Annotated in this window: 9 protein-coding genes and 2 pseudogenes; 7 read left to right on the top strand and 4 right to left on the bottom strand. The window is 56.9% G+C overall.

The features are described from left to right. Window positions 1–90: 90 nt before the first annotated feature. Together HV796_RS38380 and HV796_RS44745 are read left to right on the top strand one after the other, a co-directional pair. A pseudogene (locus HV796_RS38380) lies at window positions 91–771 on the top strand (tyrosine-type recombinase/integrase); the annotation flags it as partial. Next, the gene (locus HV796_RS44745; protein WP_281369979.1) at window positions 726–1226 is read left to right on the top strand and encodes a transposase domain-containing protein; all 501 of its coding nucleotides are present in this window, start codon (window positions 726–728) and stop codon (window positions 1224–1226) included. The pseudogene HV796_RS38380 and the gene HV796_RS44745, both read left to right, overlap by 46 nt. Window positions 1227–1290: 64 nt before the next feature. On the opposite strand, the gene HV796_RS38370 is transcribed toward HV796_RS44745, so the two are convergent. Continuing rightward, on the bottom strand, window positions 1291–1548 hold the full coding sequence (locus tag HV796_RS38370; protein ID WP_175233029.1) for a hypothetical protein: 258 nt from the start codon (window positions 1546–1548) through the stop codon (window positions 1291–1293). Window positions 1549–1651: 103 nt separating this feature from the next. Between HV796_RS38370 and HV796_RS38365 the strand changes: the two are divergent. From HV796_RS38365 to HV796_RS44735, 3 genes and pseudogenes are all read left to right on the top strand, one after another. Then, window positions 1652–1813 (top strand): annotated as a pseudogene (locus HV796_RS38365) (IS5/IS1182 family transposase); the annotation flags it as partial. A 178-nt stretch (window positions 1814–1991) separates the two neighbouring features. Beyond that, window positions 1992–2195, top strand: coding sequence for a hypothetical protein (locus HV796_RS44740; protein WP_246356301.1), 204 nt, complete (start codon window positions 1992–1994; stop codon window positions 2193–2195). Between the two features lie 567 nt (window positions 2196–2762). Next, window positions 2763–3332, top strand: coding sequence for a Mu transposase domain-containing protein (locus HV796_RS44735; protein WP_246356300.1), 570 nt, complete (start codon window positions 2763–2765; stop codon window positions 3330–3332). Window positions 3333–3405: 73 nt separating this feature from the next. On the opposite strand, the gene HV796_RS38355 is transcribed toward HV796_RS44735, so the two are convergent. Further along, on the bottom strand, window positions 3406–4176 hold the full coding sequence (locus HV796_RS38355) for an SDR family NAD(P)-dependent oxidoreductase (protein WP_175233028.1): 771 nt from the start codon (window positions 4174–4176) through the stop codon (window positions 3406–3408). 912 nt (window positions 4177–5088) lie between these two features. On the opposite strand from HV796_RS38355, the gene HV796_RS46155 reads away from it, so the two are divergent. Further along, window positions 5089–5367 carry a type II toxin -antitoxin system TacA 1-like antitoxin gene (locus HV796_RS46155; protein ID WP_175233027.1) on the top strand — a complete coding sequence of 93 codons (279 nt, stop codon included), beginning with the start codon at window positions 5089–5091 and terminating at the stop codon, window positions 5365–5367. Between the two features lie 615 nt (window positions 5368–5982). Here HV796_RS46155 and HV796_RS38345 read toward each other — a convergent pair. Together HV796_RS38345 and HV796_RS38340 are read right to left on the bottom strand one after the other, a co-directional pair. Beyond that, window positions 5983–6606 carry a hypothetical protein gene (locus HV796_RS38345; RefSeq protein ID WP_175233026.1) on the bottom strand — a complete coding sequence of 208 codons (624 nt, stop codon included), beginning with the start codon at window positions 6604–6606 and terminating at the stop codon, window positions 5983–5985. 804 nt (window positions 6607–7410) lie between these two features. Next, on the bottom strand, window positions 7411–8784 hold the full coding sequence (locus HV796_RS38340) for a hypothetical protein (RefSeq protein ID WP_175233025.1): 1374 nt from the start codon (window positions 8782–8784) through the stop codon (window positions 7411–7413). Window positions 8785–9641: 857 nt separating this feature from the next. On the opposite strand from HV796_RS38340, the gene tnpA reads away from it, so the two are divergent. Then, on the top strand, window positions 9642–9967 hold a 326-nt coding region (tnpA, locus tag HV796_RS38335; protein WP_425497112.1), incomplete at its 3' end, for an IS66-like element accessory protein TnpA.

Raw genomic sequence — 9967 nt, 5'->3', positions numbered from 1 at the left:
CCAGCTCGACCATGTGCGCCCGGAACTCCGCCGGGTACGCGATACGATGCTTGCCCATTTCGACACTCCTCCTTCTGTTCAAAAGGATAGGTGTCCGTTTTCGCGGGTCAACCTCATTCGGTGCAGACACGCAACACGCGGCTTGCCGCCGTGCATGCCTTCTTCCGGTTCGTCGCGTTCAGCGAGCCTGCGTTGTTTCTGCAGTGTCAGCGCATTCTTGCAATTCCATCTAAACACTGCGAGCACGGCGCTGTTGAGTTTCTGACTGAAAGCGAGGCCGCCGCTCTGGTAGGGGCGCCTGACGTACGAACGTGGATCGGCAACCGCGACCGAACGCTGCTTCTTGTAGCGGTTCAAACGGGTCTGCGCAACAGCGAATTGACCACAATTCGGCGTCAGGATGTGATGCTCGGTACAGGCGCCCACGTCCGTTGCCTTGGCAAAGGCAGAAAGATGAGATGCACTCCGCTGCGACCGGATGTCGTTTCCGTCCTGAAAGAATGGCTGTTGTATCAACCAGACGAACCAGGTGATCCGGTCTTCCCCAGTTCGCGCGGTGGTCATCTCAGTGCCGATGCTCTTCAGCGACTCGTGTCGCGCAACGCCGAAATCGCGCGTCTCTCGTGCCCCTCGCTGACGAAAAAATCAATAACGCCTCACACGCTTCGGCACACGGCCGCGATGAGCCTGATGCATCACGGCGTCGACCTAACCGTGATCGCGCTCTGGCTCGGTCACGAGTCCTGCGAGACTACTCAGATCTACTTGCACGCCGACATGCAACTCAAGGAACGCGCGCTCGCGCACGCCACGGCGAGCGGCGTCGCGCCAACACGCTACAAACCTCCAGATCCGCTGCTCGCGTTCCTGGAGTCTCTCTGATAATGCCGGCAATCCGAGCGACCGGGAACAGAGATCCGCCCAACCGTTGTGTGCGTGGATTCATGACGCGGCATAATCGGGTGCGGCATAACGCTATCGAGCGTGACATCAGGCCGTTTTGTACCGGCAGGTCCTCCTGGCTGTTTAGCAACAGCGTTGCCGGCGCGAAGGCGAGCGCGATGGTCTACAGCCTCATGCTCACGTGTCGGGCCTGCAACGTCGAACCCCATGCATACCTCCTGCACGTGCTCACCGAACTGCCACAACGTGCACCGGATGCCGACGTCACCGACCTCCTGCCGTTCAACTTCGCCAAACAGAAAAGTAAGGCGATGCAACCCTGAGCGACTTCGCGACAGGCTGACCGCATTTGCCCCGAAGTTACCCGGTAACGTCGGGGTCAGGCTATCACTCGCTGCCGAAGTGGGCGTCCCATTGCGGCGAGTCGGGATCAAGCCGGCGCACGATCGCGTCGTCCGCTCGCGTGCTCAACCGTTCCAGCATCTGACGCCTGATCACCACATAGCGCCGCGCCAGGCGAGCCAATGCAAGCTCGGCTTCGGTACTCACCCACATATCGAGCCGCCGATCTCCGTTGCCGCTCTCGCCCGCCGTGGCTCGCCTTGCCCGATACGCTGCTTGCCGTTGTGCCGTCGTCAATGCCATCTCACACTCTCCATTCTCGTTACCCGTCACTCACTCCTGACACCAGGTTACCCGGTAACGGAATGCCTGCCGATGTGTGCTCAATTTACCGCTTACCAAACAACGCCAGGGCCGGCATCGCTGGGAGGTCGAGTGCACGCATGCCTGGTTTGCCGGCTTTGGCAAGCTGCGCATTCGCTTCGAGCGGCGTCTGGACATTCATACTGCGTTGCTTTCCCTGCCTGCTGCCATCAGCTGTTCACGCTTCGTGGAAGGCTTGTGTTAGATGGTATGGACACCTCCCCTGCGTATTCCACGCCAAACCGAACGCTGATTCCACGGCAGACCGATCAGGAATTCCACGACTGCCCGAACGCGAATTCCACGCGTAACCGAGAAGTAAGCAGGGAGGACGGCGACGCGGATAACCATGACACACTCGACGATTTTGTCGGGCGGACCGAATGTCAAATAAAACGTTACCCATGCGTCAAATCAAGGAGTGCTGCGCCCGCGCTTCATGTGTGAACGAGGACAGGCGCGAGATCGCGACAACGATCGGCGCGTCGAGCGCGACGGTCTGGGACTACCTGGATCGTGCCCGGCGGGCGCAACTGGACTTTGCCAAGGCGATGACGATAGAAGATGCGGCGCTCGAGGCGCTGTGATTTCCGCCCCCGTCGTTGGCCCGAACACGCCCGATGCCCAACTGGCCGCTGGTGCATCGCGAGCTCGGCAGGAAAGACGTTGGACCTGCTGCGGAACGAGTACAAGGCCCAGGAGCCCGAAGGTTATGGCTACAGCTGGTTCTGCGAGCACTACGAGCGCTGGGCGGCGCCCCTGCCGGTCAAGCTTCACCAGGCACACACGCCCGGCGAGAAGCTGTTCATCGACTACTCGGGCAACAGGCTGGGCATCGTTGATCCGCACACCGGCGAGATTCGCGAGGCGGAGTTGTTCGTCGCGACGCCTAGCGCATCGGACTACACATATGCCGAAGTCACCTGGACCCAGCAGCTCGAAGACTGGATCGGCTCGCATGTGCGCGCCTTGAACTTCATCGGCGCCTGCGTCGAGATCCTGGTGCCCGACAACCTGAAGTCAGGCGTGCACAAGGCTGACTTCTACGATCCCATTCTGAACCGCACCTATGGCGAGATGGCCGCCCTTTACTCCATGGCGATCATCTCGGTACGCAAACGTCGGCCGCGCGACAAGGTTAAGTCGAGCAGTCGGTGCTGCTGGCACAGCGCTGGGTACTGGCGCGTCTGCGCAACCAGCGGCTGTTCAGTCTTGAGGAGGCCAATCGTGCGATCGCCGCGCTGCTCGTTGAACGGAACAGCAGGCCGTTCAGGAAGCTGCCGGGATATCGCCGCAGCGCGTTCGAAGAGCTCGACAGCCCGGCATTGCGGCCACTACCACAAAGGCCTTATCAGTACGCACAGGGGAAACTTGCCCGCGTGGGCATTGACTACCACGCCGCGCTCGACAGGCACTTCTACTCCGTCTCGTGCCGCCATGCACGCGAGCAGGTCGATGCGCGTAGTACGAAGACCACCGTCGACATCTTCCTGCGTGGCCAGTGTATCGCCGTGCACATGTCGCCCAATCACCGCGCCGCCACTACCGAGTGGAATCCGCAACAGCAGATCAGTTGGGCAACCGACATCGGCCCGCACACCGCGGCGGTTATCGAATACCTGCTGGGCGGCCGCCGAGGATCCACGCGTAGCAACGAACACCCAGAGAGAGATATATGGTTGAACCAACTTCAATCGAGCATCAACGCCTCTGGCCAAATCTGACGGCTTTGCGTTGACGTACGCAAACGTCCGGATCTTGAACAATCGTGACGTTTCTGGCCGCGTGGCGCGTCGCTCAGGCGTCGAGAATGCCGGCCGCGACGAATCCACCGTCCACAGCGAGTGTCTGGCCAGTCACATACGATGCGTCCTCGGAGGCGAAGAAGGCTACCGCAGCCGCAATCTCGTCCGGTACCCCATAGCGTTTCATGGGGATCTGCCTCAGGTAAGCTTGACGCGCTTCGTTCGAGTGTACGCTTGTCATAGGCGTGTGGACCGGCCCGGGGGCCACGGAGTTCGCCGTGATGCCAAACGGTGCGAGCTCTACGGCCATCTGTCGAGTCAGGCCCATCAGCGCGGTCTTCGACGTTCCATATCCGGTGCGTCCCGCACCGGCCCGAATGCCGCTGATCGACGCGATGTTGACCACGCGGCCCCAACCATTCCCGATCATTCGCTGGGCAGCTTGCTGCGCGAGCAACAATGGCCCTGTGACGTTGATCTCCATAATACGACGCCACTCGTCGAGCGGGAAATTGCCAAACGGATGCAGGCTCGCCACACCCGCGTTGTTCACCAGCACGTCGCAGCGCCCGAATCGCTCATCGATGGCGCGAAAGAATTCGTTGATCGACGCACTGCTCCCCACGTCGAGCGCAAGTGCCGCGGCTGGACGGAAGTGCTCGCTGATACGAGCGCTCACTGCCGCGACCGTCTTCATGCCGCGCCCCGCCAAGACCACATCGAAACCATCGCGCGCCAGGCGCCTCGCAACCGACGAGCCAATGCCGCCAGCCGCTCCCGTCACCACTGCCACGCGCCCATTCGAAACGTTTGTTGCTTGCATAATCGATTGATTCCCTTACCGGCCAGAGTCTCCCTACGGGAGTACAGTCTGGCTATGTTGTAGGCCGCTAGTCTCCACCCATTGCGGGCATGCACGCAGGGCTCCGGTCTCGTACGATATCTATGGGCGACAGCAGGCCGAGACACAGCAGTGCGATGCGGGCGCCTTCCCGAACCGCACGGGAGAACGAGAAGTGTGTCAGCCGGGCGATATCTAGGCCCCGCTGGGGTCTGATGGCTCGGAGTTGATCTTGGTCATGCCGTCGCAAACGAAAATAATCTTGAGCGTCATAAAATAACAAATCGGCGGCACATTCGCGCGCCCGTCACCGCAACACCACTTGCGGATCCGAAAGCGGTCATCATGGCATCGACAATTCTGGAAGGGTGCGGTGAAATCATGAAAGCATCGTGCAGATATAGTCATCCTCGAGGCAAGTTACTGATCGGTGCATCAAATAGTACGCAGTAGCTTACGCGACATACCGTACGTGCTTTTCCTTGAACAGGGTCCGAACTCCTGTTTCAGGTTCTGATAATCGCGCCCGATACGTCAACGCATCTTTGCCACGAACACAAGCTGCTCAATTGTCGCCTCCCGGGGGCGGCGCTCAGCGGCTGCACGCCCGCGTCGCGACGCCAGGACGAAGAATTCCGCGACTTTATAGCCGCCACGTATCAGTGTGCGGCGACGATCCTGGCGTCACAGAATGCAGCACTGAGTTCCCCGATATCCGCATACTCGGGGCAGCCACGTTTCATCGGGCTACGCCACGGTGCCTATCGCATCGTCATAGACGGCGAGAGCTCCGCAGGCGCCATACAGCCCGGAAACGGCAAAAAGACGGTTGCAGAATTCGGCAAAAACCGCATTCTCGAGTCTTTTCGAAATCGCGTTTCTGGGGCATTCCAAGTGTCCTCATATCACCGCCCCCGGCTCGATTACGCCGGTCGGTGGTACAAGCAGCGCGACCTGATCGATCATGCCGCCACTCTGTTGGGCAAGAATCGTCCGGATTTCATGGTGGAAGTTGCGCGCAAGCGTGCGACAGCGATCATACTTGCTCGCCGCGGTACATCTGCTCGATGGGTTCAATTGCGGCGAGCCATCGCGGGAGAACTTGCAGAAACGACGCGCACTGACGAACGATTCGAACGGGGTTCGCCGCATCCTCGTTGTCGTCGCCCCTAGCTACTTTGCTCCAAGATGCCGTAACCCGTGTTCAAGCGCTGCTTGCGCAAGCGCTGAATGAACGCGCAAAGCAGTTTCACGGGCATTATGGTTTTCGGGTACCGCTATTACACTCGATGCCCCAATGTTTCCGCTGAAAGCACGGTAGCTTTGAGCACAAATGGGCTCGCGCGTTGCCTTCCCAAGGCGAGTGGTCGAGCGGAAAGTGAGGTACCGGATAGCAAGCGTCCGCGCAATGGCGGACGTTGAAGCAGATGGAGCAATGTCATGAGGTGAGGTGACATGTAACCCTAACAACGAATCGCCCGGCGAGCATCATCCTGCCCGATTTGACGCAGGCCCCTTCATTGCCAGCTGACTGGTGCGGCATTAGCGCCCGAGCGGTCATTCGGACCTGGCAAATAATCACCGGAGCCGGTTGCTCGTGGTGCGCACGACCCCGCCGCGAAAGCGATTGAAAATCACCGTCAGGCAATTCCATTTTCAGAAGCGTGCGGAATCGCTGGTCAAGGAGCGCGATGGGGCCAGGTCGCCATAGCCCCGCACCTTCAGGCATGATCATGTCGCGACCCCATACATAGATTTGAGTTTACCTTTCGGCATGCCGCGCATGGTTCACCCCATTACGATGATTCCGCCTATTCGTCTGTTTTTCGGTCTCTCCAGTCCAGAACTAAGGGAGCTCGTAACCGAGGTTGTTCCTTTCTCGCGCTCCTCTTTTTCGAGTTGTCTGGAAACGTGATAAGTCGGGAAATGGTGTCGATTCAAAACCTGCTTGCCGTTCGATGTCTTGCGATGGGACACGGCGTCGTCGAATTTTGAATGTTTTTGAATTTGTGGATTCTGGAAAGAGCGACTTGGTTTCCAGCTGTGTCCATCAAAAGAATGCTTAGCATTAGCACGATCAGTCGAGCGTTTTTGAGGTTCAACGGAGTCTTCTGTCCACTTGTCCCCTTTTTGCTCGGCTTCCTTGATTTCATTGTCATCAAGAACGGAATACATTGGATTATTTTGTCGTCTACTCAGCGGTATTCCTGTATTGGAATCCCTAGCTTCAGGTTTTTCTTTGAATTTAGAATTTATCAGGCCATCTTTTGAATTGCTCTGGAGTCCCTGGAGAAGCTCAGATTCGACCTGTTGTTTCTGTATTGCCAAAAGCGAATTTCCGGAAGAGTATGCCTCTGCCGGAAGCTGCTCAGACGTGCGGTTGGTAAGGGTGGCGGAATTGATTGCGGGCATGGTCGCTCACTACTAAAGGGTTTCTGTCCCTTCACTATAGAACACCGGGCGCTACGGCTGCGTGGGTGTTGCGCAACCGTCCACGCCGGTCCGCAATCCCCTCCTCCCACCTAGGATAACTGACCTTTGAACTTATATGACTCCTCGAATCATAACCGGGACTACACTACGGTGCTCCGCCCCTTGAGCCTGCCGCTACCCGAAGTCGCCGTTCATACGAGATGTGTTACATAGCCCAGCTTGTGCAGCTGGACCAGGATCCGGTACTGGACAAGCAGCACGCCCTTTTCGCACTTCACATTGTCGCGGGCCTGTCGCTGCGAGCCGGGGAGAGCGGTGACGTAATAATGCGCGACAATCGCGCCGTAAATTCGATTGATGAGCGGATCGTAGAACCGGGTTTGTGTATGCCCGATTCCAGGTTATTCGGCACAACGATCTCTGGACAGCTCTCGACGAATCCGAACGCTCAAACGTGTGAGTCGATCCAGTCAGGTAACTGCCGTGCCCAAGTCGCTATGGCCTACGTGTAGCGATTCCTCCGCCCGAGTAATCGATAAATAGTTTGTTGCCGCGGCGAACTCCCCTGCCCCGGTAATCTCCCGTCGCCCGAACCCACAGTCAAAGTGCATGAGCAGTGCATCACGAATTTTACACGTGGTCAACATTGGATATCCCATGCGGGCCTCCTGATGAAATCGTCGAACGTATTAAGGTCGACCCGCATCGCCACCTTACGGGGTTGACTGTCCACTTGGCACGAAACACGCGGCTTGCGTGAGTGTGCGTATTTGCGGGGCATTTTTATACCTTGTCCGCTACGTCGGTGATCGCACCTTGCTTCGAACCCTCACCGTCAACCCGCTTCCAGAAGCCTTCGGACGCATGTTCTGCAATCGCCCCAACCGCCGGTTCCCCTGCGTCTCCCAAAGCTCCTGAAGTAAGCGTGGTTACTAGCTGTGCAATGCCGTCTGAGGAATTTCGGCCCAAGCCGACCTGCTCCAGGTGATCCTTGAACGCAGCTCGTGCAGCAGCTGAACCGGATCCGACACCAACGTCCCAGACAGTTTCCGCGATATTTTTGGCCCCCAAGATTCGTTTCGCGCCATCCGGGAGGCGACGCATCGTATCGAGAGGCAACATCAGAGTATTTTTAATTCCACTACTGCCGATCGACATCAGGGTCGCATTTTTCGCTTCATTATACCGATCCTTCCAGTCCGTCCTTCCCAGCAGGTACAGCAGCCCATGTTGACCGGCTTTGCTCGCGAGGTAATACTTAGCTACGTCCTTTATTGCGCCGGCGGGAATGCGAAGCATATTTTTCGTCACGAGATCCGCAACCGCTCCTGCCGCCGGGTTTTTTGCGAGCGCTTCGACGGCCGTTTTTGCTACAGATGCCACTACATTTCCACCTGTACGAAGCTGGCTGAACGCGGAATCAAGCCTAACACGTTGAATTTCGGTGGGTTCAACCGAATCAAGGAGGTCCGCTACCGGTTTAACAAGCTTGTCTTTATTGGGGGCAAGAAAATACCGTTGACCGTCGTCCGATGGAGTAAGCCGAAATTCAAAAACTTCTTTCCCGATGGTCTCCAAGACTTTTTCCCTTGCCCGGGATACTCCGGCTACACTTGCGGCCTTATCTAAAGCGTTTCCGAACTTCTCGGATGTCGAAAAGTGAACTGGCGTCAGATCGGTGACGTATCCTCCTGCGGCACCAGCCAGTCCTTTCATTGCCCCGCCGGCCCCGGCAATGAGATGGTCAAAGCGCGTCAAGGTAGTCAGAAGCGCTCTTAGCCCCTCATAAGTCTCGCCCATTTTTTCCAGTTCATCGGTTACGCTTCGGAAATGCGACATACTTTTGCTCACGGCCTCCTCACTCGCCGTTGGGGGCATCAGGGATTCCAGATAGGAAAGCATCGCCGCCGATTCGGGAATATGAACGGCAGCGGAACCGAGGGCAGAGACATTCGCGACAGGTCGACCTGTGACCACAGGCTTTGCGACTTTGGCAAGCGGAGCAAGCACGCCCGCGAGACTGGCGCCGCCGCTCGTTGAAGGTTTCACGACTCCTGCGTGAGTCGACGGGAAGGTGCTAGGTGGATCATCCTCTATTTGTATCCTCGTTACATTGTCGGAATCTCTTGATGCTACGGATTGGTTGAGCTTGTTCATTTTCCACCTTTAATGGTTCACGCATTATTTGATGCGAAGAAATTTGACTTTAAAAACATCCCCTCCTCAAAGAGTGGCGGCATCCCAGAAAGATGCCATTGTTCGACTCTTGAATTCCATTCACTACACTAGACATTTAGTCATCCTTAATATTGTACGAAAAATATTTCGTTATTTTACGAATACCACCCTTAGTCGCGAGTAAGAATTTCCAAGAAGCGAACCACGACTATTCAATATAGCGAATCGTTTACTTGACATGATTTAATACGATGCAAATAAATTTGCGCCCCTTGGCTAACCCCGTTGCTTTGCACTATCTGCCCACACCGATACGTTGAACACGAGCGAGATTGCTAGGCTTGATTAAATTCCGTAGCTGACTCACATGCGCCACAATGTAAAATGTAGGCTTGCTATCCGGATGAATTGTGAAAAATTGTGAGGTCAATGTGCTGTGGACGACATATGTTGCGTATAGTCGTGCCTCCTTGCGCGCCGGTCGAAGCTGATTTGAAGCCGGTTTTGCCCCGCCTCGCAATGGGCGAGGTTTTTGCCGCGGGGTGCAGGTACGCACGTGAAGCGATGCATCAAACTTTTGCAGAATAGAATTGTCGACCATAATGGTCTATGGTCCTTTCGTTTTTGGCAATTCAGATTTCCGATGTCATCGCAAACTCGCGTAAATCAGGCGCGAACCTCATCGTGGCGCGAGGACAGTGATCGTTACTATCGGCGCCGAATGTCGTCAAATTCCAACTCATTCGTCCGTAAGCGTCATTTCGAGGCCGCATCGACAGGGTACCCGCGTGAGTCCAAAGTGATGTCCATCACTTCGAGTAGTGGGGACCACTTTGATGACAGAGACCAGCAGTACTGGAAGCCGCAAGGGGCGGCCGAATTACGCGCCTGAATTCCGGCGTGAAGTTGCAGTGGCCGCGTGCGAGCCGGGCATCTCGGTGGCGAAGCTCGCGCAGTCGCACGGTCTGAATCCGAACATGGTGTTCAAGTGGCGCAGGCAATACCGTGCCGGCCTGCTGGGCAGCAAGAGGGAGAGCGAAGCGGCAGTGTTCGTTCCGGTGGCGATATCGCTGGATGATCCGATGGCGGTTTCGTCGCTACCGGTGCCGACAGCGCAATTGCCATTGCGCGCACAGGAAGCCGCGACTCCAGGTATCGAGAT

Source organism: Paraburkholderia humisilvae, assembly GCF_902859855.1.
Classification (GTDB): domain Bacteria; phylum Pseudomonadota; class Gammaproteobacteria; order Burkholderiales; family Burkholderiaceae; genus Paraburkholderia; species Paraburkholderia humisilvae.
The sequence above is the reverse complement of the archived record's forward strand: the minus strand, read 5'-3'. Positions and strand labels throughout refer to the sequence as shown.

Bases quoted from the DNA above. Each gene is read 5' to 3' on its own strand.
- HV796_RS38345 (WP_175233026.1), bottom strand. From the start codon at position 6,606: ATGCCCGCAATCAATTCCGCCACCCTTACCAACCGCACGTCTGAGCAG.
- HV796_RS38340 (WP_175233025.1), bottom strand. From the start codon at position 8,784: ATGAACAAGCTCAACCAATCCGTAGCATCAAGAGATTCCGACAATGTA.
- HV796_RS38370 (WP_175233029.1), bottom strand. From the start codon at position 1,548: ATGGCATTGACGACGGCACAACGGCAAGCAGCGTATCGGGCAAGGCGA.
- HV796_RS38355 (WP_175233028.1), bottom strand. From the start codon at position 4,176: ATGCAAGCAACAAACGTTTCGAATGGGCGCGTGGCAGTGGTGACGGGA.
- HV796_RS44740 (WP_246356301.1), top strand. From the start codon at position 1,992: ATGTCAAATAAAACGTTACCCATGCGTCAAATCAAGGAGTGCTGCGCC.